The sequence below is a fragment of the Bacillus sp. 2205SS5-2 genome, assembly GCF_037024155.1.
GTDB lineage: Bacteria > Bacillota > Bacilli > Bacillales > Bacillaceae_K > Bacillus_CI.
In genome coordinates this window covers 1-24,022 of the sequence record NZ_JAYKTS010000045.1, presented here as the reverse complement: position 1 = coordinate 24,022, position 24,022 = coordinate 1, and the positions used below count along the sequence as shown (strand labels likewise).

The 24,022-nt window shown below is 37.4% G+C and carries 19 protein-coding genes, 1 pseudogene and 2 other annotated features; of the genes and pseudogenes, 3 read left to right on the top strand and 17 right to left on the bottom strand.

The annotated features are described in order from the left end of the window. Window positions 1-411: 411 nt before the first annotated feature. The 12 genes from U8D43_RS19510 to U8D43_RS19455 form a co-directional block, all read right to left on the bottom strand. Window positions 412-2,886 carry a CoA-disulfide reductase gene (locus tag U8D43_RS19510; RefSeq protein WP_335872836.1) on the bottom strand — a complete coding sequence of 825 codons (2,475 nt, stop codon included), beginning with the start codon at window positions 2,884-2,886 and terminating at the stop codon, window positions 412-414. Window positions 2,887-3,407: 521 nt separating this feature from the next. Then, a complete protein-coding gene (locus U8D43_RS19505) occupies window positions 3,408-3,785 on the bottom strand; it encodes an ArsI/CadI family heavy metal resistance metalloenzyme (protein ID WP_335872835.1) in 378 nt (125 codons plus the stop codon). An 887-nt stretch (window positions 3,786-4,672) separates the two neighbouring features. Next, window positions 4,673-5,449, bottom strand: coding sequence for a tryptophan synthase subunit alpha (gene trpA, locus U8D43_RS19500; RefSeq protein ID WP_335872834.1), 777 nt, complete (start codon window positions 5,447-5,449; stop codon window positions 4,673-4,675). After that, on the bottom strand, window positions 5,442-6,647 hold the full coding sequence (trpB, locus tag U8D43_RS19495; protein WP_335872833.1) for a tryptophan synthase subunit beta: 1,206 nt from the start codon (window positions 6,645-6,647) through the stop codon (window positions 5,442-5,444). Before trpB ends, trpA begins: the two co-directional genes overlap by 8 nt. Beyond that, window positions 6,622-7,272: a phosphoribosylanthranilate isomerase gene (locus U8D43_RS19490; protein WP_335872832.1), complete on the bottom strand. Its 651-nt coding sequence runs from the start codon at window positions 7,270-7,272 to the stop codon at window positions 6,622-6,624. The genes trpB and U8D43_RS19490 overlap by 26 nt, the downstream gene beginning before the upstream one ends. Further along, entirely contained in the window at window positions 7,269-8,054 is a 786-nt protein-coding gene (gene trpC / locus U8D43_RS19485; RefSeq protein ID WP_335872831.1) for an indole-3-glycerol phosphate synthase TrpC, read from the bottom strand. Before trpC ends, U8D43_RS19490 begins: the two co-directional genes overlap by 4 nt. Beyond that, window positions 8,051-9,079, bottom strand: coding sequence for an anthranilate phosphoribosyltransferase (gene trpD / locus U8D43_RS19480; protein ID WP_335872830.1), 1,029 nt, complete (start codon window positions 9,077-9,079; stop codon window positions 8,051-8,053). Before trpD ends, trpC begins: the two co-directional genes overlap by 4 nt. Continuing rightward, window positions 9,054-9,662, bottom strand: a complete 609-nt coding sequence (locus tag U8D43_RS19475) for an anthranilate synthase component II (protein ID WP_335872829.1) — start codon at window positions 9,660-9,662, stop codon at window positions 9,054-9,056. Before U8D43_RS19475 ends, trpD begins: the two co-directional genes overlap by 26 nt. Next, complete coding sequence (gene trpE / locus U8D43_RS19470; protein ID WP_335872828.1) at window positions 9,659-11,068, bottom strand: anthranilate synthase component I; 1,410 nt, start codon at window positions 11,066-11,068, stop codon at window positions 9,659-9,661. Before trpE ends, U8D43_RS19475 begins: the two co-directional genes overlap by 4 nt. A gap of 107 nt (window positions 11,069-11,175) precedes the next feature. Further along, window positions 11,176-11,419 (bottom strand) — a binding site (T-box leader). 88 nt (window positions 11,420-11,507) lie between these two features. Continuing rightward, window positions 11,508-11,757, bottom strand: a binding site (T-box leader). 71 nt (window positions 11,758-11,828) lie between these two features. After that, window positions 11,829-12,461 (bottom strand): MOSC domain-containing protein, encoded by a 633-nt coding sequence (locus tag U8D43_RS19465; protein ID WP_335872827.1) that lies wholly within the window; start codon window positions 12,459-12,461, stop codon window positions 11,829-11,831. Next, a complete protein-coding gene (locus tag U8D43_RS19460; RefSeq protein ID WP_335872826.1) occupies window positions 12,458-13,321 on the bottom strand; it encodes a GNAT family N-acetyltransferase in 864 nt (287 codons plus the stop codon). The genes U8D43_RS19465 and U8D43_RS19460 overlap by 4 nt, the downstream gene beginning before the upstream one ends. A gap of 304 nt (window positions 13,322-13,625) precedes the next feature. Next, a complete protein-coding gene (locus tag U8D43_RS19455) occupies window positions 13,626-13,916 on the bottom strand; it encodes a hypothetical protein (RefSeq protein ID WP_335872825.1) in 291 nt (96 codons plus the stop codon). 542 nt (window positions 13,917-14,458) lie between these two features. Between U8D43_RS19455 and U8D43_RS19450 the strand changes: the two genes are divergently transcribed. Next, entirely contained in the window at window positions 14,459-14,965 is a 507-nt protein-coding gene (locus U8D43_RS19450) for a GNAT family N-acetyltransferase (protein WP_335872824.1), read from the top strand. Between the two features lie 405 nt (window positions 14,966-15,370). Beyond that, window positions 15,371-16,075: a class I SAM-dependent methyltransferase gene (locus U8D43_RS19445; protein ID WP_335872823.1), complete on the top strand. Its 705-nt coding sequence runs from the start codon at window positions 15,371-15,373 to the stop codon at window positions 16,073-16,075. Window positions 16,076-16,391: 316 nt separating this feature from the next. On the opposite strand, the gene U8D43_RS19440 is transcribed toward U8D43_RS19445, so the two are convergent. Then, window positions 16,392-17,222, bottom strand: a complete 831-nt coding sequence (locus U8D43_RS19440) for a DUF2268 domain-containing putative Zn-dependent protease (protein ID WP_335872837.1) — start codon at window positions 17,220-17,222, stop codon at window positions 16,392-16,394. A gap of 171 nt (window positions 17,223-17,393) precedes the next feature. Here U8D43_RS19440 and U8D43_RS19435 point away from each other — a divergent pair, with 171 nt between their 5' ends. Further along, entirely contained in the window at window positions 17,394-17,648 is a 255-nt protein-coding gene (locus U8D43_RS19435; RefSeq protein ID WP_335872822.1) for a hypothetical protein, read from the top strand. Between the two features lie 702 nt (window positions 17,649-18,350). Here the strand turns inward: U8D43_RS19435 and U8D43_RS19430 are convergent. The 4 genes and pseudogenes from U8D43_RS19430 to U8D43_RS19415 form a co-directional block, all read right to left on the bottom strand. Next, entirely contained in the window at window positions 18,351-20,759 is a 2,409-nt protein-coding gene (locus U8D43_RS19430; RefSeq protein WP_335872821.1) for a PAS domain S-box protein, read from the bottom strand. A 375-nt stretch (window positions 20,760-21,134) separates the two neighbouring features. After that, window positions 21,135-21,440 (bottom strand): annotated as a pseudogene (locus U8D43_RS19425) (PTS sugar transporter subunit IIA); the annotation flags it as partial. A gap of 258 nt (window positions 21,441-21,698) precedes the next feature. Next, the gene (gene pfkB / locus U8D43_RS19420; protein WP_335872820.1) at window positions 21,699-22,622 is read right to left on the bottom strand and encodes a 1-phosphofructokinase; all 924 of its coding nucleotides are present in this window, start codon (window positions 22,620-22,622) and stop codon (window positions 21,699-21,701) included. Continuing rightward, a complete protein-coding gene (locus U8D43_RS19415; RefSeq protein WP_335872819.1) occupies window positions 22,619-23,371 on the bottom strand; it encodes a DeoR/GlpR family DNA-binding transcription regulator in 753 nt (250 codons plus the stop codon). The genes pfkB and U8D43_RS19415 overlap by 4 nt, the downstream gene beginning before the upstream one ends. Window positions 23,372-24,022: the final 651 nt, after the last annotated feature.

Here is a 24,022-nt window from a genome sequence, read left to right as displayed (position 1 = left end):
CTTAAAAAATTGGAGCGGAAGGCACTCGACTCCTCGAAAATGACGTGTCATTTCCTTCGTGCGATGTGAATTCTAGATCCTCTTTCAATGTCCTGCGGGATTAGCGGGACAGGTGAGACCCAGGTGCCGTACCTACTGGAACGGAACCTTCCATGGAGGCTCACCGCCCGCCCCGCGGAAAGCGAGTGCCTGGAGCGGAAATCTATAACCTAGTTTGAAATTGAAAGTTCAACGATATTGCAAGTCAGTAAGAGAATCTTATATCAACTGAAACAGTGAGTCTTTCTGAGCTAACGGCATACTCATTAATTTAATTAAAAAACCTACACTGAATAGAAATGAACTTTATTCAAAAAAAAAAAAAAAAACAGAGCCAATCACAAAGAATGGCTCTGTTGAGTGATGCAATTTTTACACGAAGAGGTTAATATTTGAATCTTCCGCTTTGCCTAAGTACGTGGCAACGCCGCCGATTTCAATTCCATCGATTAGTTCCTCTTGACGAATCCCCATAACATCCATACTCATCGAACAGGCAACAATTTCTACTCCAAGTTCGATTGCTGAGGCCATCAATGTTTCCAAGTTGTCTACGTTTTTATTTTTCATTACTTTTTGAATCATTTTGGCACCAGCTCCACCGAAATTCATATTAGATATCGGCAATTTTTTTGGACCTGATGGCATCATGGCACCAAATATTTTATCCATAAATTCTTTATCTTGTTTTTCTGAGGCTTCTTTACGAAGGATGTTTAACCCCCAGAAAGTGAAGAACATCGTTACTTTTTTACCCATCGCCGCAGCACCGGTAGCGATAATGAAAGAAGCAATTGCTTTGTCGTAGTCTTGATCAAACACAACAAGTGTAGCTCCTTTTTCTTCTCTCAGTGAAGTTTCTCTACCTGCAGCGACTTCTAGGTTGGCGATTCCCTTTTGAATGAATACTGAAAACGTCTTCTCATCTTTGGATTGATGTAAGAAGGTGTTTCCAGTTTTCGCACACCATTCGATAATATCTCTTGTAAACCCTGGATCCGTAACTTTAATTTCTAATGTCTCGCCTTCATTCATGGTGTTCATGCATTTATATACTTCTGTTATAGGACCTGGACATTGGAGACCGGTGCAATTTAGTTGTACTTTGGCTTTGATTGCTTGGGTAGATGAAATAATCTCTTTTGGCTCATTCATCTCTAAAGTTTTATTAGTTGTTTCTTCCACTAGACGCTCTTGTTGATCTCTGGTGAATATGTTATACGTTTTAAATCCGCCGCTTACGTTAAAAACAGTAAAACCATATTGTTGTAAAATTCGCGTTGCTAAGTATCCTCTTAATCCAACTTGACAAGTCACAAATATTGGTTGATCTTTCGGTAAACTCTCTACTTTGTCCCTAATTTCACCTAAGGGTAGATTTATCGATCCTGGAATAAAGCCGAGCTCCCGTTCAATCGGTTCACGTACATCTATTAAGAATCCACCGTTTTCTACAATTTCATCAATTTGATTATAATGAACTACTTGTACTTCTTGGTCTACAATATTCGTTGCCACATACCCCAACATATTGACAGGGTCTTTGGCGGATGAATACGGTGGTGCATACGCTAACTCTAGATCTGGAAGATCCTGTACAGACAAACCACCTTTGATCGCTGTGGCAATAACATCAATTCGCTTTTCGACTCCTTGAACGCCGACCCCTTGCACACCATAAATTTGACCTGATTCTGGGTGAAATGTCAATTTTAGTGAAATAGGACTACCACCTGGATAGTAACTCGCATTTGAATTAGGATGAACATGCACGGCTTCGAATGGTACATCTAAGTTTTGTAGCGTCTTTCCATTATTACCAGTTACGGCAACGGTTAAGTCAAAAACCTTCGCAACAGCTGTTCCTAATGTTCCTTTATAGGATGCCTTACGTCCATCAATATGATCTGCCACTAACCTCCCTTGGCGATTTGCCGGCCATGCTAGTGGCACCATTGTAGGTATTCCAAGTATATAATCTTTTACTTCAATCGCATCTCCAATCGCATAAATATCCTGATCTTTTGTTTGAAGATGCTCGTTCACTATGATCCCGCCACGTTTTCCGATATCAAGGTCTGCTCGTTCCGCCAATTCATTCTCAGGGCGAACACCAATTGAAAGTATGGTGATATCACTTTCTAGTTCTTTCCCGCTACATAAAATGACTTTTTTGCCGTTTTCCTTAAATTCTTTCACACCGTCTTCTAAAATCAAATTTACATCTTTGTCTCGTAAGTGCTGATGAACCATCGCTGCCATTTCTGGATCTAATGGTGCCATCACTTGTGACCCAAGTTCGATAACCGTTACTTCTAATCCGCGGTGATGAAGATTTTCAGCCATTTCTAGACCAATGAATCCCCCACCTACTACAACTGCTCTTTTTGGTTTTTTTTGATCCACCCACGTTTTGATACGATCCGTATCTGGTACATTACGGAGTGTAAATACATTTTTTGCCTCTGGAAGTCCAGCAAAAGATGGGACAATTGGACGTGCACCGGGAGATAATATCAATTTATCGTATGATTCCTCATACACTAATCCATTTTGAACATTCTGTACGGTCACTGTTTTTTGATCACGATTAATTTTGATTACTTCTGTTAGATTACGAATATCTAAATTAAATTTTTTGTTCATGCCTTCAACCGTTTGAACTAGTAAACTTTCACGCTTAGGAATCACTCCACCGATGTGATAAGGTAATCCACAATTAGCAAAAGAGATGTATTCTCCTTTTTCAAACATCACAATCTTAGCATTTTCATCTATTCGACGTATTCTCGCTGCAGCAGTCGCTCCTCCAGCTACTCCTCCGACAATCACGATTTTCTTTTCCATAGTAACGCCTCCCGGTAGTTATAACATTTAGATCTTTAGTTAACTCTTTTGTTCAATAATTCACATTTTATTGATGTCCCCATCTTACATCTGATTTCTCTCTATGTCAATATACCCCTAAGTGTATATTTCGTGACATAAATACCTCACACTTTTATTCCAAAAAATCAATTTTTTCTGGACCTGCCTTAAGTGATAGCTAAAATATTTATCTAGATGTCCACACATCGTTATTTTTTGAAAATAATATACATTTTTTAGCAGATAATTAGAAATCTGACTATAATAGTAAACATAACAACCTGTAATTCCATATGTTCTCATACAGATTATTAAATTTTTCTCGTTCGTGATTCAAAATTTGCAAGTGAAAATTGAATAAATTTATGTGCGGTATTCAAGGTTAATAAAGATCACGGTTAGAGAAAAGTAGGAACAATAAAAACGACAGTATATCAGGAGATACTGTCGCTTTTTATATATCTAATTTTTAGTACTCAAATACAAGAGTCTTCCTACTTTCATTCAATCCCTCTATCTCGTTTCGTGTAGAAAAACTCCCATTCATTCCCATCAGGATCCGTGACCCAAAATTTGTCCTGTAGAGCATAACAGCAATTAATGTTAATTTCTTCTCTAGTGAAAAACCCTTGTTTTTCTAGCCTGTCTTTATGATTTAATACTTCCTCAAGAATGTCGACCTGGATGCCGAAATGTCCAACTTGATTTCCCTTCACATTTTCCTGGAGATTTAACGTAAAGTTTAATGCAACATCATCAGGTAAAAATTTAGCATAGTCCTCTCTTATTTTTACCGGGGCACCGTTAAAAATTTTTGTGTAAAAGTCTATGGAAGAAGATAAATTTGTTACATTGAGACCAATATGCGTTCTTAACACCATAACCACTCCTTAAATCAATTTTTTTGATGTATTAAACAAAAAAATAAACCCATTATTCGATCCGATAATACAACAGAATTCTTGTCATAAACCATGAGAATTCAAACTAAGGCTTCTCCACTATAGCTGATAAGCTCTCCCTTATGACTAGAGGTAGTTTTGAACTACTCCTCATGAAAGAGAATAAGTTCAGATATTCCCTATTCGACAAAAGACAATTGAATTATTCTTATATCAAATTTTCTTGATTATTTATAGATTACTCGAATGTTCAGAAAAAAGCAACCCTTTAATCAATTTTTTTTGATTATCCTTTCGAATTAGTGATTTAGGCCGGATGTATAAAAAGCGTAATAAATAGGGCTCTTCAAATTATTTCGTTTATCCAAATAAACCAGTTGTAACCATTATTGGAATTAATATAGGTTTTTTCGAGTGAATGGTGGCTTGAGTGCTGCCATCGAGTTTTTCATAAGACCATTTTCGAACTTGTTTATATACGGCGATATAGCTTTGTCTTGGGTATTCTTTCGTCTATTTTTAATGGATATTATCAGCAAATTGGAGGATTCGATTTAAAATTAGATTAGCGAGATACAATGTCTACGAAAAGAGCCGTTATTAAAATAAGCAACTGCATGTAGAAATTTCATGATACTCAAAGTACTCATACATTCAAAACAATTTCAAACTCGTCTCGCCCAGATTTGAAGAATATCCAATCATAGAATGCTCCATTTCCTCACGATTTACTTGCTTATACTAAGTCCCTTCTCTATCGATCCGTTGCTACATTGAAAAGAGACTGACAAAATCCAGTCTCTTTTCATATCCATCGATCATGTTTAGCGAAACATCAATATTTATTCAGAAGGCTGCATCATCTAAGATTTCATTTTCTGCCTAGGAGAGAATTGATCAATCTCAGATAGGGTTTCCTCATGGAAACTTTGAACGATTTTGCTTCCGACAATCACACCATCACATCTCTCGTTCATTTCATCCATTTGTTCTCGTGAAGAAATTCCAAATCCAGCTAATACCGGAACGGGACTAATGCTCTTTAGTCTATCCAAAAAATCAAATACACGAGGAGTGAACGTTCTACGCTCACCTGTAATTCCAGTCACGGTAACTGCGTATAAAAACCCTTGTGATTGAGTGGCTAGCTTTTCCAACCGCTCATTTGGTGACGTCAAAGAAACTAATTGAATCAAACAAATTTCTTCACTTCTTACGATAGATTCTAACAGTCCACTTTCTTCTTGGGGCATATCCGGAACGATCAATCCCGATACCCCTGCCTCTATGATATCTTTGGAAAACTGCTCGATTCCATAAACAACGATTGGATTTAGATAACTCATAAGTATAATTGGAACCGAGATACCATCCTGGATTTCTTTCAGTTTTTCGATTACCCCCGTGAGAGTGGTTCCATTTTGGAGAGCCCTTATGCCGGCATTTTGAATCGTCGGACCGTCAGCGACTGGATCAGAAAACGGAACTCCTATTTCAATAGCCGATGCTCCTACTCTTTCAAGGTAAGCAATTTTTTCTTGTAGTGAATCTAATCCTCCGTCTCCAGCCATGATATAGGGAATAAACAGTTTTTCATTTCGTTTCAATATCAATTGTAAATGCTTAGTTAAGTCATGCATGAGAGCCACCTCCAATGTTTCTTTGAATCGTTTCGACATCTTTATCTCCTCGTCCTGATAAGCATACGACAATCAGTTCTTCTTCAGAACGATTTGCCGCCTCTTTTATGGCGTATGAGATAGCGTGGGCACTTTCTAACGCAGGTAATATCCCTTCTGTTTGGCAGAGCATTTTCAAAGCGTCCATTGCTTCTGTATCTGTCACTGAATGATAATGTACACGTCCAGTATCTTTCAAATAACTATGCTCTGGGCCCACACCTGGATAGTCTAGCCCTGCAGAAATGGAGTGGGCTTCATCAATTTGACCAAATTCATCTTGTAACACATACATCATTGCTCCGTGAAGAACACCTAATGTCCCCTTCGTAAGAGAGGCTGCATGTTCTTCTGTTTCAATTCCCGCTCCCCCTGCTTCCACACCAACGAGTTCTACATTTTGATCGTCTATAAAAGGATAAAACATACCCATTGCATTGCTTCCTCCTCCTATACAAGCGACAATCAGATCTGGTAATCCTTTTTCTTGCAGTAGAATTTGCTTTCTCGTTTCTTTTCCTATTACACTTTGAAAATCACGAACGATTTGTGGAAATGGGTGCGGGCCCAATACCGAACCGATAATATAATGTGTATCCTCTACGTTTGATACCCAGTAGCGTAAGGCTTCATTCACAGCGTCTTTTAGCGTACCTTTTCCTTGTTTGACAGAGACTACCTTTGCACCCAGCAATTCCATTCGAAACACGTTCAATTGTTGTCTTCTAATATCCTCTTCTCCCATAAAAACAACGCACTCTAAATCGAACAATGCACATACGGTTGCGGTCGCAACTCCATGTTGACCTGCACCCGTCTCAGCGACAATTTTCTTTTTGCCCATACGCTTTGCAAGTAAAGCCTGACCTATAGTATTGTTGATTTTGTGAGCTCCAGTGTGATTTAAATCTTCTCGTTTCAAATAGATCTTGGCACCGCCAATTTTTCTGGTTAAATTTTCAGCAAAGTATAATGGATTTTCTCTTCCAATATATTGTGTTAAATAATAAGAAAGGTCATTTTGAAAGCTAGGATCGTTAGTAGCTTTATGGTACTCTTTTTCGAGTTGAATGACAGCCTCCATTAATGTTTCAGGTATAAATCGTCCACCATAAAAGCCAAAATGTCCGTTATCATCGGGTTGTGTGTAGGTTTTCATGTTTATTCCCCATTTCTATAGTTAATTGCCTAAAGCTGGCGTGTGCTCGTTTCACAAAATCACTCATCAATGCTGCATCTTTTTTCCCATTCATTTCTACTCCGGAGGAAACATCGACCATATCAGGTTTTACGCTCTTTATTGCTTCACTCACATTGTCAGGGGACAATCCGCCTGCGAGGATTAGTTTTGTTTTTGTTCCTGAAAAGGTTTGGAGAAGATTCCATTGAAATACTTGACCGCTTCCTGCCCTTGCTCCATCAAATAATAGATACTCACAATTCGAATCATCCACCTGCTGTAAATCGACTTCCTCTTTTACACTTACTGCATTTATTACCGGGAATTTCACCTTCTTCCGATACTCTTCACTTTCTTGCCCATGTAACTGCACATAATCTAGGCCTGCAGTGTGAGCTATATGATTGACCTCTTCATAAGGTGCATTCACAAAAACTCCAACTGTTTTCATAGAAGAATCCAATTCAGTAACAATCATTGCCGCTTCATCTAATGAAATTTGTCGTCGACTCCTTGCAAAAACAAATCCAATCATATCTGCACCGGCTGTTTGAGCAGATTTAGCATCTTTTAAGGATGTAATTCCACAGATTTTGACCTTCATCTTTCCTTCAACTCCTTTGAGGCTTGTAGTTGAGAAATCGTTCCTTTAATATCTTTACTTCTCATCAATGTTTCGCCAACAAGAATCCCGTCTACATTTGCCGCTGCGACTCTTTCGGCGTCTGACTTTCCTTTGATACCACTTTCACTAATGATTTTGATATTTCTATTCTTCATGACTTTCATGAGATTTTCAGTTATAGCAAGATCAACATCAAAAGAATGGAGGTTTCTATTATTTATGCCAATCAAGCTAGCACCTAGTTTGATTGCATTCATAAGTTCACCTTCATCATGAACTTCAACCAACACTTCTAGACCTTCTTGTTGACAATAGTGGAATAGCTCGCTTAAACGCTTTGGTGAGAGTGCTGCCACAATCAACAATATAATATCAGCACCTGCTTGTTTTGCAATGTCAATTTGTGATTCGTGGATAAAAAAATCCTTACAAAGAAGTGGTGTATTCACAGCCATCCGGACCGCGCGTAAATCTTCCATACTACCTTTAAAAAACAATTCATCCGTTAAAACTGAAATTGCTTCAACACCTGCCTCTGCGTAGAGGATTGCTTGTTGCACGGGGTCAACATCCACTAGGATATCTCCTTTGGAAGGAGAAGCACGCTTGATTTCTGCAATAATTGCAAGGTGATCCCGATGATTCAGCTGATTGAATAGGGACCGTTTCACAGATCGGTTGATTTTTAATTCACTCGATTCTTGTAACTTAGCTACTTCTTCTTTCTTTTTAGCAATGATTGTATCTAAAATAGTCTTCATATGGAAACCTCCCGCTGGTTTGTTTTTGCTACTTGTTGAACACTCTTCAATATCTTTAACGCTTCTCCGGAATGAACACTTGCTTTTGCCATCTTAATCCCCGCTGAAATGTCCTTTACTTTTTGAGCAGTAAACAAAGCTAAACCAGCATTGAGTAGCACCGTATCGAGATGCGCCCCCTTTTCTCCCTGAAGAACATTCAGCAATATTTGCGCATTTTCTTCAGGATTCCCCCCTTGGATTTCGGCTAATGTATAGCGAGGTAGTCCAATATCTTCAGGCTGAAAAGTAAAGGATTTTGTTTCTCCTTTTTCGATGAGGATGCACTTGTTCTCTCCAAGAAGAGACGCCTCGTCCATTCCCCCTGCACCATGTACCAGTAGCGAACGCTTTTGTTCCGTTTTTGCCAAAACTTCGGCAATTCTTGGCATGTATTCTTGCTGAAATACACCCATCAATTGGTAGTTTATCGCTAAAGGGTTGGTTAGTGGTCCAATCACATTGAAAATGGTCGGCACTTTTAATTGTTTTCGGACTCTCATAATATTTTTCACTCTTGGATGCATGGTAGGTGCATACAAAAAGGTAAGATTTGATTCGCGTAGTAGATTTTCTTGCTGTTTCATCGACATCGTAGCCGGAATTCCTAGTTTTTCTAATACATCCGTACTCCCTGATTTACTCGATACACTACGATTGCCGTGTTTAGCGACAGGTACTCCTGTCCCAGCTAACACAAAAGCTGATGCAGTACTAATATTAAAGCTACCAACACCATCTCCACCTGTGCCACAAATATCAATCAAATCCTCGTAAGCAACAGGAAACGTATTGGCGTTTTTTTTCAGAATTGAAACAAGTCCGGCTATTTCTTCAGCAGTCTCACCTTTTGTACGAAGAGCAATTAAAAAGGCAGCGATTTCAACCAATTCTGTTTGATCTTGAAGTAGCTTTTCCGAAGCTCTCTCCATTTCTTCGAACGAGAGGGACTGTTGTAAACTAAGAGATTGTAGATATTTCTTCATACGTATCCTCCTTCTTAATCAATGTTAGAAAATTGGCCAACAGTTTTTTTCCGGAAGGTGTTTTAATTGATTCAGGGTGAAACTGAAGTCCGTACACGTCATAGAGACGATGCTTAAGACTCATGATTTCACCATCTTCCATGCATCTAGATGTTATCTCAAGCGGACTACTATTATGGAATGATCTCACAGATAAGGAATGGTACCGCATTACTTGTAGTGGAGATGACAAGTAACTGAAGAGCCCTTTCCCGTTATGGCGAATTAGAGATGTTTTACCATGTCGAATGGAGATGGCTTGTTCTACCTTTCCACCGAAGACTTCAGCGATAACTTGGTGGCCTAAACATATACCCAATATTGGAGTTTCCTGATGAAATTCTCTTACCACTTCTTCACAAATTCCAGCTTCCTTAGGTATTCCTGGTCCAGGTGAAAGAATGATAGCTTCGGGATTCATCACTCTCACTTCTTCAATTGTGACTTCATCATTTCGCTTCACCAAAACATCTTTCCCCAATTCACTTAAATATTGAAATAAGTTATACGTAAAGGAATCATAATTATCAATTAGTAGAATCATTGCTTAACCTCCAATAATGCTTTTGCTTTATTCATCGTTTCTTCATACTCCGTTTCAGGATCAGAATCATAAACAATCCCTGCCCCGGCTTGGACATAGGCTTTTTCTTCTTTTACAATCATCGTTCTTATTGCCAAAGCAAGATCAAAATCTCCGTTGAAGCCAATATAGCCAACTGCTCCAGAATAAAGGCCCCTTTTGCTCTGTTCTAATTCGTTAATGATTTGCATAGCCCTAATTTTAGGTGCACCTGAAACCGTACCAGCCGGCAAGCAGGCAGCCAGTACTTCGTCATTATTTACTGCTTTTCTCCTAATTCCCTTTACTTCTGAAACAAGGTGCATTACAAATTTATATCGTTCTACCTGTAGATATTTCGTTAAGCCGATACTTCCAGTTTTACATACTCTTCCCAAATCATTTCGAGAAAGATCAACGAGCATATTATGTTCTGCAAGTTCTTTCTCATCAGAAAGTAACTCTTTTTGAAGATTTTCATCTTCCTCTGCGGTTGCTCCCCGTTTTCGTGTTCCAGCAATGGGGTTGGTGGTTAACCCCTCACCATGGGCCTTAACTAGACTTTCTGGTGATGTACCGAGCACAACATAATCAGAAAAATCTATAAAATACATATAAGGCGAAGGATTCTCTTTTCGAAGCTTTCGATAATAGAGAAAAGGATTACCTGTGAACTTTGCCTCCAATCGTTGTGAAATAACCACTTGGAAAATGTCCCCCGCCGTAATATACTCTTTTGCTTTCACAACGTTTTCCTTAAATTTTTCTTTCTCGATATTAGAATTAAATGAGAGATTCTGTCTCGCCAAGGTATCTTCTTCCCTCTGGTACACGCCTGCTTCTATTTCTTTTTTTAATTCTTGATTTTTATTTTTAAGTTCATCTTGGCTTAATTGATGTCCTAAATTCAATGAAAGAAGAGATAGTTTTTCTTCAATATGATCAAAGACGACTAACTGGTCATAAAGCATAAAGTGAACATCTGGCATCTGGAGGGAATCTTCAGGAACTTTACCGATTTTTTCGATTTGCCTTATCACATCATAGCCGATGTAACCTATCCCGCCTCCTGCAAAAGGGAATGGGAATGGTAGGGACAAATCCTCGAAGGTTTTTATGGTGTCAAACAATGTGGTCAGTTGTCCACCCTGTTTATGTTGAGTCGAATCCAGAAAAGAAATAATCGTATCTGGTCCAGTTCCTTTTATCTCACCAAAAGGGTTTCGGCCGATAAAGGAATATCTCCCACTTTCCTTATGTTTTGCGGAACTCTCTAGAATGAATTTTTTAGTCCCCGAGAGAATTTGAAAAATTTGGATTGGTGTGTAGAGATCCCCCTCTAATTCTATTAGATGATATAAATATGCTGTATCAGATTTGGTTTTCATTCTTTTTCCTCCTAGGTGTTTTTTGTGAAATTGTTGTCATTTGCCTATTTTCAGTCCTATAAAAATGAATAAAAAAAGTCCCCCACTTACACAAAAATAGTGTGTAAATGGAGGACGAATAGACCGCGGTGCCACCTCTTATTGGAGTGAAAATCACTCCCTCTTGTTCAGATACGGGATCTGCTATCCTATATCCTATCCTGTTAACGGGGGAAACCGGACTTTCCTACTTTTGGTTCAAAAAGTCTCTCACAAGTCCATTCGATTCAATCTATCGTACTAAGCTCTCACCACTGCTTAGCTCTCTGTAACGCTTCGATTGAATGTACTCCTCTTGTTCAACGATTTAATATATTTAGTTAAGAAATTCAGATGGTGTTCTTTTTTGACGACAAGCTATACGTACTTACGTTTTAAAAAACACAAAAAGGCCCTCATCCTAAAGGACGAGGAACCCGTGGTGCCACCTTTGTTTAGATCAATTCAACATCGATCATCTCATTAGTATCAAAGCAAACTGCTTTTAATACTTGTCTCTTGTAACGATGAGACATTTCGCCAAATCCTACTCTACACATTTCGGTTTGGGGCTCCGAAGTCCATTCGCTTTTCTGTCCACACTGGTTCGCACCGACCACCAGCTCTCTGAAGCTTTCAAAAAAGGTACTACTCTTCATCTTCGCCAATATTTCCGTCTTTAGTTGCTCTTATCATATTCCCTTTCAGCTCGTCTTGTCAAGATAAACAAATATGATTTTACTTATTTTTTCATTTTTCTCCGTACTTTTTCTTTCCAGTCCGTTGCTAAACCAGATAGATTCGATAATTTTTTTAGTTCGTTCAAATTTTCTTTTTCGTGAAAAAATAGCTGATTCGCTCTTAGCAAGGATAAAGATTGTTCGTCCCGCTCTAATAGAGTTATGGATGAATAAATATCAATGATGCCTTTTTGAATCACACGAAAAAAATAACCCGTGTATCCTTCTCGAATAATTTCATTTAATAGTGAGGGCTGCTGATTAAATTTTGATATGGTCGAACAAGGAATACGTCCTTGTGAAACTTGCACTATACTGGTTCCAATCTGAAAGATGTCGCCTATATAAATTTCTCGTTCAGTCATACCTGAAACAGTCATATTTTCCCCGAATGCTGGTAATCGCAACTTTGAACCAAGTACTTCCTCCCAAAACGCATAATGTTCGAATGGATATACACAGATCACTCTATCTACTCCGCCATGAAATGCAAGGTTTTCAACGCAATCTCCCTTTATCTGATCTATTTCAACCGTTAATTTTTCAACCCTGTCTTTACCGATTCCTGATGTATATATATGCTCACCGTTAGAAATATTTTTCGGTGTTCCACTCGCCAATGCATGAATCATCATGGCTGAACAACCTCTGATTCAAACTCTAAATGAATTGAATCGGCTATTGGTATATAACCAATATTTTGATAAATTTTATTTGAGGTTGGATAATCAAGGTCCGTATACAATGTACAAAAATCGTATTGCTCAAGTAGTTGTAAAGAAAGGGTTTTGACTACTGAACTCCCATACCCCCTTTTTCTGTACTCTACTGGAGTGAACACAAGATTAACACTACACCCATTTTCCGTATGCCTGGCCCTTCTTGCCATGGAAACCGGTGCACCGTTCACTTGCCAAAAATAAACGGATTCTTCGTTATCAATCATTTCAATTGCTCGTTGTTTTGCCTCATCCTCTGTAAGTGGGCTTACTCCCGTATCATCAATAAATTGGAGAATCCATTTAGCAACTAAATCACCATCTTTAGACACCGCTTTTAGATACTCCCCTTCTGATACAGGAATATCAACCACACTATCCAGAAAATAAATTCTCTGCCTCATTTTTGTTATTGCTCGCTCTCCGGTTCGACGACTCCATAAATCAGCAAATTTATTGGCGTTGTTTTTTTCTGCTACAACACCAGAAATGTCGATATTCTCTTGTCTGGCATATGTAATAAAACGCTTGTGAGCTTTCTCTTCAAAGTCCTTTTCACAAATAGAAATTAATGGATGAGGTGGTGTCATGATGTATACACCAATCAGCTGATCCTCATCATAAATGGTAGCCAAAACGGCATTTCTGTGCCGATTTAATTCGACCATTTGGTTGATCAATCCTATTGATAAATTATTTTCCGCTTCTTTTTGTAGCAAAAATGGGAACACTTCGGTCTTGAATAAAATGGGGTCATTAAATACTTGTAAATCCATATATTTTCACCTCAATTTACTGTATTCGACAAACACTAAATGAATCCTTTTAAAATCACATTTAGCGGTAAATTTATTCAAACCCCTTCTCTCTTTCAACTAGGCTGTTTCGCAAAGTTTGTTGCTTTTCGTATCAGTCTATTATCTATGATTTAGTATAGTTTCGGGCATCATTTACGAAATGCGGAAGTGGCTGCCCAGGGACGGCAGCTAGATCCGTCTATTTTTGATGGAATTCAAGAGTGAAGTGAAAGATTTAATCAAAAATATGATGAAATAGCCATAATCTATACGAAAAGAGCCTTCAACTAATAAAATGACCGATTCCGATTACCCATACCAGAAACGAAGCTAACACAATCGAAATAATCATGGTTGTTATACTTCTTACGAGTGATTTTCCGTCTTTGACACCAGCGAATCCTAGTAATCCTAAAAAAAAGGAAAAGAAAATAAGTCCCAAAATGAGGTAGAGGGGATGAAAATTCAATGTTTTTTCAGAATAATGGAACATACTCGGAAAGCTAAGGAAGAAAAACATCGCTAGACAAAGTAATGAAAGGATAAATGAGTAAGTGTTTAATTTTTCAAGCAATTTATTCACCTCTTTCATTTTTTGGGTATTCACTTAATTTTCCACGGTAATTCTCGTCCTTTACATACAATTTCCCTATATTAAGAATGCTCTCGCAAATTAAAGTCCATTTCGTACCAGTCTAAACCCTAAAATAAATCTTTGTTTCAGCCTATTTTTTCGACTACTTTTGATGAAATTCGACAATGAAACTTAGAATACTGACAAATATTAGATGAAATAGCCACAATTTGTACGAAGTGAGCCTAACGTTAGAAGGGGATAAAGAACATGTAAAAATTGATTATTCACTGTATTTTACTGGATTTCATGCTGTTTTTAGATAGCGATTAAGCAGGAGAGACTTATTGCTTGCCCTCTGAAACTCCTTGTCCTAACTTTGGAGAAAAAATCAAAATCGCTTTTCATATTTCAACCCAATTTATTGCCAAACCATTCCCTTATTTTTTTCTTTTGAAGAATACAATTTTCCAAGTTTCATTGAAACTTCCGCTTGATTAAACCATATTTTACCTCTATGATTTTCAAGAGGGGGAATAGATATGAACTATCGTCAATTAGATGAAAAAGATGCATCCGATTATTTGCAGTTACGGTTAGAAGCGTTAAAGATTTCACCAGATGCCTTTGCTTCCACATTAGAGGAAGCACTTCAAAAAGATAATCCTATTGACCAAACCAAAAATCGACTTAATTCACCTACTAGCATAACTTTTGGTGCTATTCAAAATGATGCACTTGTCGGAGTCGCTACTCTGTTATTATCAAAAAATCAAAAGCTCAAGCATAAAGGCGAAGTTGTGGCTGTCTATGTTACACCCGAATTTCGAGGTGCGAAGATCTCAAGAGAATTAATGAATCAATTAATTGCTTATGCAAAATCAACGAACCTATCTCATATAAAATTAACGGTTGTATCTACAAATATTAAAGCTATTTCCTTGTATCATACTCTTGGATTTGAGGTCTTTGGACTAGAAAAACACTCTATGAAAGATACCATTTCTGGAGGGTATATCGATGAATTATTGATGCAAATGCACTTATGATAAGGCTGTTTCCGCAAAGATTGTGGCATTTCGTATCAGTTAATCATCTGTGATATAGCTTTGTTTCGGGTATCATTTACAAAATGCGGAAGTGGCTGCCCTGCGGCGTCAGGCAAATGAAGAACTTGGAGGTGATGCCTGCATCGCTGTAGGGTTATTCATTTGACCCGGAGCCGCAAGCCACTGCAGCTAGATCCGTCTGTTTTTGATAGAAATCAACAATGAAATGGAGGATTTAGTCAAAAATCAGATGAAATAGCCACAATGTATACGAAAAGAGCCTATGATAAAAAACGATAGTAGATAAAATGAGGAGGTGTATCATCGCCTCATTTTTTTGTACAGAACTATTTATCTCTCCTTACATATGCTAATACTAAATTCTAGAGAACTGGAGAGACATATATGAAAAACAACTACTTAGATGTGTTGGCCTACTTCGGCATTGGCGGGGCTCATCCCGGTGGATTTGAATTAACAAAATCCATTTTAAGTAATATAAAGATTCTCGATTCATTTTGCGTACTCGATGTTGGATGTGGAACTGGTCAAACGGCTACCTATCTTCATGAGGAATTTGGTTGCAATGTTACGGCGATAGACTTGCATCCACTCATGGTTGAGAAAGCAAAAAAACGAGTAAAACCCTTGAAACAAAAGGTCAAAGTGTTAGAAGAAAATGTTCAAGAACTTTCTTTTTGCTCAGAGACCTTCGATTTTGCCTTAGCTGAATCGACCCTTTCTTTCACAGATTTCTCCGCTTCAATTCATGAGTTATACCGCGTTTTAAAAACCGATTCTACTTTGATAATTTTAGAGATGACCGCAGAAAAAGTGATTCCCCCCTCCATAAAACAAAAAATATCGCAATTATATGGTATCAACGAAGTGTTAATGGAAGAAGAGTGGAGACAACAATTACAATTGGCAGGATTTAAAAATATCCGAAAGTTATCTACACCTTCTGGATTAATACCAACTGATCTAATTGATATGATTCCATCTGAAAACATTGACGATAAGTTATATGATGTGTGGGATGAGCATGCATTACTCGTTCAAGAAACACAAGAATTTCTCGGGTATAGAATTTTCACATGTACTAAATAGACCTTTTCTTCCATCAAATTTGTTTAATACTTTTGCCACGTACTCAATCAAATCCACTAGTCCCTCTTTGCATATGAATGCCCTAGGAAAGTCACTAAAGTACATTTATTTTAGGCTCATTTCGTATACATTGTGGCTGTTTGATTTGATTGTTGAATAAACTCTCCATTTCACTATTGATTTCCATCAAAAACAGATGAAATAATGCTCGAAACAAAGTTATATCATCGATAATAAACGGATACGAAACCAACAAACTTTGCAAAAACAGCTTTTTTAAAGTTGAAATAAATTCTACCGTTCCAATCACTTGAAACTAAGTAGGAAAAACCGATCCAGAGACGATTTCTCCAGAAGATTTGGAATATAATTCACTATTCGAATACGGACCATTTGTTTCAGCAAATGAATTAACAATATGAAAGCCTATCGAATAGCCAATCCATCTTGGTATATCAGTATTAGGTTCACCATACAAATAGAGCCTTTTCTGTTCTTCACTATTCTGATCTAATACGCCTACAAATTGTTTCTTCCAAACAGACAGCATTTCTTCCTTTGAATATCGGTTGGTCCAGGGTGCATTCCACTCTTCTCCATATATATCTTTAACGGCATACTCAGCTAGCCCCTCCAAAACGATGACATCTTTTATAGACAATAAATCAAGTTCTTTCTTAAATAGTTCTAACCGGCAGACATGATGATATTCATGAGCAAGTAGGGCTTTTACTTCTTGAATGTTTACTTGTTTTGATAAAAATAAAAAAAGTGACTTTTTAAAAGCGATACCGTTTTTTGTCGTCTTTTCCGATAGATTTTCTTGCCTTTCATTTATTGGGAAAATAAAAATTGGCACATTTGGACCATTCCAATAGCTTTGAAGCTGAGTATATTCAGATTGAATAATCTCCCAAACATTGTTTTTTTGTAAGAAATCAAACGAGGAGCGTAACTTAGAAACATCTTCTGGATTAAATAAACCGTGTTGAAGAAGATGATAGTGAAGCTCTTCTGGAGAAGAATAGTTAAAATAATTGAGCACTGGTTGACAGATCTCTTTACTTTGGATTAGTAATTTTTCTTTCTGAGGTTCACTCTTGCATCTAGAGATGAACCGTTGGATCCAAGGACGTGTATTTATCACTGACAATACCTATCACTCCTTCATCGTAAGAGCGTTTCTTGAAGATAGTATACTCCCCTTCTTTTAAACTTCTTGAAGCATGGTAGACAGATGTCTAGTCCCCCTTTGGACAACTTGCATACGTTAGTAGTACATACATTTATGTATATTAACGATATAAGGAGGGTATGTATGGCTTATCAAAGAATGTATCATCTATGTTGCCGTCATCACGGTAAAGTGGTACGAATCACGGGTCGAGATGGACGAGTTCGTGTGGGTCAAATCACAAGAGTTACCAATTCTCATGTTTGGCTAAGACCAGTAGGAGGACCGCGTGGCTTAGGGTATGGGTATTACGGAGGCTTTGGATATGGGGGATTCGGAGTACCATTTGCACTTGGTGCCATCTTAGGAATAGCAGTAGGCGCAGCCTTCTTTTGGTAAAATAAAAAACAGAAGTGGCTGTTGAGCAACAGCTGGCATCTAGCAGCCCACTACGTGAGTCCTGATTCACATAGTGGGCTGAAAAATGCCCGAGTCCTTTGCAGGTGCAGTTGAATCAGTAAAAGCCGAGGCGTGTTGACCAGCAGCGCCAAGAAAATCCTAGTTCACTTGAAAGTTCCAGACCTTTGTATGGAAGCGTAATTTGTGCCTGCTAACAAATGAGAATTTACGTCCAATAAATTTCCAAAATCCTCAAAAAATCGAAATGGATCCTTACTTTCACAAGAACTAAAAAAGTTCTCATCAAATCTCTTGAAGAGAACTTTTTTACATAATGCGGATATTCCCCCATTCACTCAGAAGATAAATTGTCTGTGTAGTGGATTCTCTCATTTACTATTCTTTGCTTATGGTATTTATTTAGGCTGTTTCCATAAAGTTTTGTGCTTTTCGAACCAGTCTATTTATGGTGATGTAGCTTTATTTCCAGTCGTCATTGCGTCTATTTTTGATGGAAATCAACTGTGAAATGAAGGGTTCAATCAAAAATAAAAAACCAAAACATATATGAAAAAACCTTTAAATAATATTTGGGAGATAGGATAATGATATTACTCAAAAGGTAGGATAGCCTAATATTTTATTAATTATAGATGTGAAAGCAAAGAAGCTTGAGAGGATCTGCCTATTCCCAAAGTCTTTTTATTCAGTGGCAAAATGATAAGTGTTTTTCCCCCTAGATTTGGCGTAGTATAACGCCTTATCCGCCACTGTCATTAATAGATCAAGTTCATTTCCATCAAATGGAAAACGACTGATTCCAATGCTTGATGTAGGTGTAAATCGTTCGTTTCCAATGCTGAATCCCTTTTTTAGTCGCTTTTGAATACGGATGATAATTTGAATTATATCTTTTTTATGTGCTAGATTCGGGAGAACGACTAGAAATTCATCCCCTCCTAGCCGGACCACAAAGTCTTCTTCAAGCAAACAACTTTGAATGCTTTTTCCAAACAATCGTAAAAACTCATCTCCTACGTCGTGTCCATGACGATCATTTATCTCTTTGAAATTGTCCCCATCGATATAAAACAAAACAATACTCTTCTGTAACTGTTTAGCTTCTCTTAAAATAGCAGGAAATGTGTTTTTTAAATAACTTCTGTTCGGCAGATCCGTTAAACTGTCATGATAAGCCATATATTTTAAATTTTGTTCCAATTTTTTTCGATCAGTAATCTCTGTCGAAACAAAAACCATATTTTCAATCTCACCATTTTGTTCGTAGATAGGATTTGTTTTGGTCTCTACCCAATACTCCTGTTGAGTAGCAGACAAGAACAAGCTTTCAAAACTTTGACCTACTTCATCAATAAAGGCTTGATTGACATAATCATTCCAACTTGTCACAAAATCAGAAGAAATCAGTATTGAATGATTTTGACCGATTAAATCTTCGATAGGGTAGTCTAGTAACTGTATATGTGAGGGAGAAGCGTAGGTGATTTTTCCCTTTCGATTTGTCACCATGATCAAATCATGTGAGTTTTCGGTTATCAACCGATACATTTCTTCCCTTCGTTGAAGCTCAGCTTGATAGATTTTCTTATCAGTAATATCTGTTTGTATTGAAATGTATTGGCTAATTTTTTCATTTTCATCCATTAATGGGACAATCGTTGAGTCCACCCAGTATATTCGCCCATTTTTGGACTTATTACGAAACTCCCCTCGCCACGTCTGACCAGCTGAAATAGTGCCCCATAGATGTTGAAAATATTTTTCAGAGTGATAATTAGAATTAACGAGTTTAAACGGCTTTCCAATTAGATCAACTCGGTCAAATTGGGCTATCTCACTAAACTTTTCATTAGCATAGGTGATTAATCCTTGAGGGTCCGTATATGCGACAATTGCTGACGAATCTAATGCTTGCTTTAAATTTTCAAGATCTTTGAGCGTTTTTTGTAATTTCATTTCAGCAACGGTCTCTTTTGTTATATCTTTAACAATGCCAAAAATCCCTTTTAATTCGCTCTCGACTATGACCCGTATGAATGTTACTTCACAAATTAACGTTTCTAATTTATGATTGACAATTTTCAAGGTCGTATCCACAATACCTTGCTCTTTTACCTCTTTGAATTTTTTCTGAACATTTTCAACTTTATAGACAGGAGATAACAAGTCAGCAAATGATTTTCCTTTTAAGTCTTGAATAGAATATCCAAATACCTCTTGTGCAGCTGAATTTGCTTTTGTGATATCCCCTCTCAGATTTAATTCGAAGACTGGGTGAGGATTCAGCGAGAACAAATTTTTGTAAAACTCTTTACTTTGTATGAGTTCTTTTGACATTTTCAATAATACACTAATATCTTTATAAACAATCGATAAAGCTGTAACATGACCTAGATCATCTTTTATTGGGGAATAACTAATCGAAAATGTTGAGAACCGACCATTTTTTATTTTTTTTTCGGAAATGATACCACTTAATCCGTTTCCTTGTTGAATCTTCTTCATTAAACCTACACGAGTTTCTTTATCTAGATCATATGATTTATGTAAATCTAGATCTTCAATATTTTTCCCCACCACTAAAGACTCCTGATATCCAAATACTTCCGCAAATGCTACATTTGCTCTCAGAATATTACCAGATAAGTCTACCAATAAGGTAGGTTCTACTGAATGGGTTAAATAGGAATTCATAAACAAAACATTTTCCTCTAAAACTTGTTTATGTTGTACGTTTTTGGTAATTGCCAAAATATAGCTAGAATCTTTATCTGATACGATAGGAGACAAAGTGGTTTCTGCAGCATAATGATTGGGAGAAAATAAGTTAATATCTACATAGGTCAATGGTATTTGACTTGTAAAAACTTGATCGTATTTCCTTTGAATATCTCCTGTGATATCTTCAGGTAAAACATCCGAAAATATTTTACCTTGTAACGAAACACCAAATAATTTATTCGCTTTTTCATTTGCAAAAAAATAGCGATAGGTGGATTTCGTTTTCTCCATGATAAACACAAGATCCTCCGATTGATCAAACAACAAGGCACAGCCTTCTGGTGAAATTTTTTTTCCAAGTATAGTCATCACGATGCCTCCAGTATCCAAAATCAATACCTTTTCTTAGCTTATAGTATTACCTAAATATATACGAATCCTTTTCACTCCTATATAATTATAACTCCAAATAGGACTAATCACACACATTTTATCCAACAATTTAAATAAAAAGGATCATTTACCTATTCTCAATACGATACCTTCGTGATAGAGCATGGATTTTCCTGACCATGAGGTTTCACTCCATTCTTTTCTTTCTTGAATTCCGAATTAGGAACAACCCAATAGAAACACTCTCTATATCACAATATCATCTTAAGCTGATGACGCACCCTAGAAGGTGTATGATCCGATTAGTAGTAAATAGCCATCATAATTATTTTCAATTACCTAGATTTCTCCTCCTTCTGTCGCTGCAGTCATAAAGAATACATGTGCAGGTTGACCATCGAGCGACTCATAATCTACACCATCAATTGATTTACCAAAGACAATTGTTTGGGTGTTAACCGCACTAGTTTTTGCATGTGGAATAGCGATTCCTTCCCCAATTCCTGTAGTACTTTGTGCTTCTCGTGCTAAAATTGCCTCTTTAAATTTGGTCACATTGGAAACATAGTCACCTTTTGCTAGTGAAGCAATTAATTCATCAATTACGTCTGGCTTACTAGAAGAATGTAAGTCTAATATGATTGTGTCCAATTTTATGCTTCTTCGCTATTTAGTATTTAGTTCAAACAACTATGTAGGTTTCGGAACTCAATCAATTATTCTTTTAACAGGTGGTGAATGCTGAGCGAGCAATTGAACTCATTCCCTTGTCCGGTTTGGTTTTTCGCTTGTTTTAATCAATATGTAGAATCCTGACATTAAGCTAAAATGGTAGCATCAATTGAACCCTAGAAAATTGTCTTGTCAACACTAAATAGCGAAGAGCCAATTTTATTAAATCTGTAATCTCCATTTTTATCCCTCCTGATGGATGCTTTCTATCTTTATATATGGAATCATTTTTACTATTTCTTCATTTGATGCGAGTCCTGATGTGAATGCAGATGCAGTTCCAGAAGCTAGTCCTAATCCAAAGGCTTCAAACAAGCTTCGGCCCTTTGTAATAGCCGCCAAAAAACCTGCCACAGTTGAGTCTCCTGAACCAATAGTGCTTATGATCTCACCACGGGGAACTTCACCTATGAGCTGAAGGGCTTCAGATAAAAACACAGCCCCATTTCCACCCATAGAAATGATAATGTGTTGCGGTCCCATTTCTAGTAATTTCTTTCCGTAGTACAAAGCATCTTCATGTGTCGAAATGGTAGTATCAAAGATTTCACCTAGCTCATGATGATTCGGCTTAATCAAATAAGGCTTATGCTTTAACGTTGGTAGCAAAAGATGTTTCTCAGCATCGACAACAAACCTAATGTCCTTCTCAAAACAAATTTTGGCAATCTCTTCATAGAAATTAGAAGGAATTGAACTCGGGACACTACCTGCTAATACTAGTGCATCTTCGCTTGTTAAATTTTTGATTAAGCTCATTAACTCATCAATCTGAGTTTGAGAAATTGGAGGTCCTGGGGCATTCAGCTCTGTCTCCTCTTTCCCGCTGACTTTGACATTGATTCTGCTCGCGTCATTTACCTTGAAGAAGCTGGTGTTGATTTCTTCTTTTTCCAGCTTCTTTGCAATAAAGTCTCCTGTAAATCCCCCGAGAAATCCTGTCGCAGTTGATGCTTCTTCCAGGACTCGTAGCATTCTTGAAACCATAATTCCTTTTCCACCAGGGTAGAAGTCGGTATCATTTGCACGATTTAACGAGCCAATCTCAAAATCTTCAATCGTCATCATATAATCCAGTGATGGGTTTAACGTGATGGTATAAATCATTTCTGCACAACCTTTACTGTTGTTTCTTTAAAAATCATTGCATATTGTTCGTCGATACCTTCGTTTGTAACAATCGTTGCTTCTTCAAGTTCAGAGATTTTCGCAAAGGCAATCTCACCAAACTTGCTTTCATCGGCGAGGATATACGCTTCTCTCGAGAGGGATATCGACTGTCGTTTAATTCTAGCTTCTTCAGGATCAGGAGTTGTAAATCCAAACTCTTGATGAATCCCATTTGTTCCTAAAAACGCTTTATCAAACCGATAATTTCGCAAGGAGTCCATCGCAATACTTCCAACAATTGCACCGGTAGTAGGCTTCACTTCCCCACCAACAATATACGTTTTAATTCCATTTTCTCTTAAGCCTTTCATTTGCTCTAATCCATTTGTAACGACTACAATTCCGGGCTGTGTTAAAAAGGGAATCATTTCAATCGTGGTTGATCCAGCGTCTATAAATAAACAATCATTTTCTTCAACCAAGTTTGCAGCATATTGAGCAATCATTCGTTTTTCATGAACGTTTTTAGTCGACCTTTCAGAAACAGTCATTTCTTTAAGCTTCACTTGTAATTTGGAGGCGCCTCCATGAACTCTTTTTAAAAACCTCTCTTGTTCTAGCTGAGATAGGTCTCGCCTGATCGTTGATTCCGAGGCATTTGTAAGTTCAACCAGATCTTGAATTTTAATTGTTCCACATTCTTTTAAGGCATTAAGAATAGTTTGATGGCGTTCTTCTGTTAACATGTTGACCTCCTGTAGAAGTACTTCTAACCTCTAGTATATTGATAGCGTTTTCTTAAATCAATCATTTTCTTCCAAATTCTTTCATAAACAATCATTCCATTCAATTCAACTGTCTGGATTCTAACTGAATAAACCAAAAACCACCAGTGGGTTTACCTTCAACCAGCACTGATGGTTAATTAAAGTTAAAGATTACGGACATGATCAAATTTTTTCTTCAAACGTTTTCGCAAGGAATGGGGGCGTAAACATTTCTCTGTATAAAAAAGAACTAATCGAATAGCTAAAAATATGCATCGGAAAAATTCACAATAAATTAGATAATGGTAGAGAAAAGCATCGGAAAAACAAAATGATTCATTCTTTTGATTAGGCTGTTTTCGCAAAGAGTGTGGTTTTTCGTATCCGTTTATCATCTATGATCGAGCTTTGTTTCTGGCATCATTTCGCCTATTTTTGATAGAAGTCAACAGTTAAATGGAGTATTGAATTAAAATATCAGGTAAAATAGCCACAATGTATACGAAACCCCATGTCCTGTCAGACACCGCAATGAATGAAAATGGGGTCTAGCGGTTTAATGATGCATTAAACTGTTCATCCTGTTAATGCAGGTCTGAGGTCGCCTCTTTTTTGGTGGATAAAACCCCG

What these genes read in the sequence shown, in the direction of transcription:
- U8D43_RS19510 (WP_335872836.1), bottom strand. Translation starts at nt 2,886, where the DNA reads ATGGAAAAGAAAATCGTGATTGTCGGAGGAGTAGCTGGAGGAGCGACT.
- trpA (WP_335872834.1), bottom strand. Translation starts at nt 5,449, where the DNA reads ATGCATGACTTAACTAAGCATTTACAATTGATATTGAAACGAAATGAA.
- trpB (WP_335872833.1), bottom strand. Translation starts at nt 6,647, where the DNA reads ATGAAAACCTACACACAACCCGATGATAACGGACATTTTGGCTTTTAT.
- U8D43_RS19490 (WP_335872832.1), bottom strand. Translation starts at nt 7,272, where the DNA reads ATGAAGGTCAAAATCTGTGGAATTACATCCTTAAAAGATGCTAAATCT.
- trpC (WP_335872831.1), bottom strand. Translation starts at nt 8,054, where the DNA reads ATGAAGACTATTTTAGATACAATCATTGCTAAAAAGAAAGAAGAAGTA.
- trpD (WP_335872830.1), bottom strand. Translation starts at nt 9,079, where the DNA reads ATGAAGAAATATCTACAATCTCTTAGTTTACAACAGTCCCTCTCGTTC.
- U8D43_RS19475 (WP_335872829.1), bottom strand. Translation starts at nt 9,662, where the DNA reads ATGATTCTACTAATTGATAATTATGATTCCTTTACGTATAACTTATTT.
- trpE (WP_335872828.1), bottom strand. Translation starts at nt 11,068, where the DNA reads ATGAAAACCAAATCTGATACAGCATATTTATATCATCTAATAGAATTA.
- U8D43_RS19465 (WP_335872827.1), bottom strand. Translation starts at nt 12,461, where the DNA reads ATGATGATTCATGCATTGGCGAGTGGAACACCGAAAAATATTTCTAAC.
- U8D43_RS19460 (WP_335872826.1), bottom strand. Translation starts at nt 13,321, where the DNA reads ATGGATTTACAAGTATTTAATGACCCCATTTTATTCAAGACCGAAGTG.
- U8D43_RS19450 (WP_335872824.1), top strand. Translation starts at nt 14,459, where the DNA reads ATGAACTATCGTCAATTAGATGAAAAAGATGCATCCGATTATTTGCAG.
- U8D43_RS19445 (WP_335872823.1), top strand. Translation starts at nt 15,371, where the DNA reads ATGAAAAACAACTACTTAGATGTGTTGGCCTACTTCGGCATTGGCGGG.
- U8D43_RS19435 (WP_335872822.1), top strand. Translation starts at nt 17,394, where the DNA reads ATGGCTTATCAAAGAATGTATCATCTATGTTGCCGTCATCACGGTAAA.
- U8D43_RS19430 (WP_335872821.1), bottom strand. Translation starts at nt 20,759, where the DNA reads ATGACTATACTTGGAAAAAAAATTTCACCAGAAGGCTGTGCCTTGTTG.
- pfkB (WP_335872820.1), bottom strand. Translation starts at nt 22,622, where the DNA reads ATGATTTATACCATCACGTTAAACCCATCACTGGATTATATGATGACG.
- U8D43_RS19415 (WP_335872819.1), bottom strand. Translation starts at nt 23,371, where the DNA reads ATGTTAACAGAAGAACGCCATCAAACTATTCTTAATGCCTTAAAAGAA.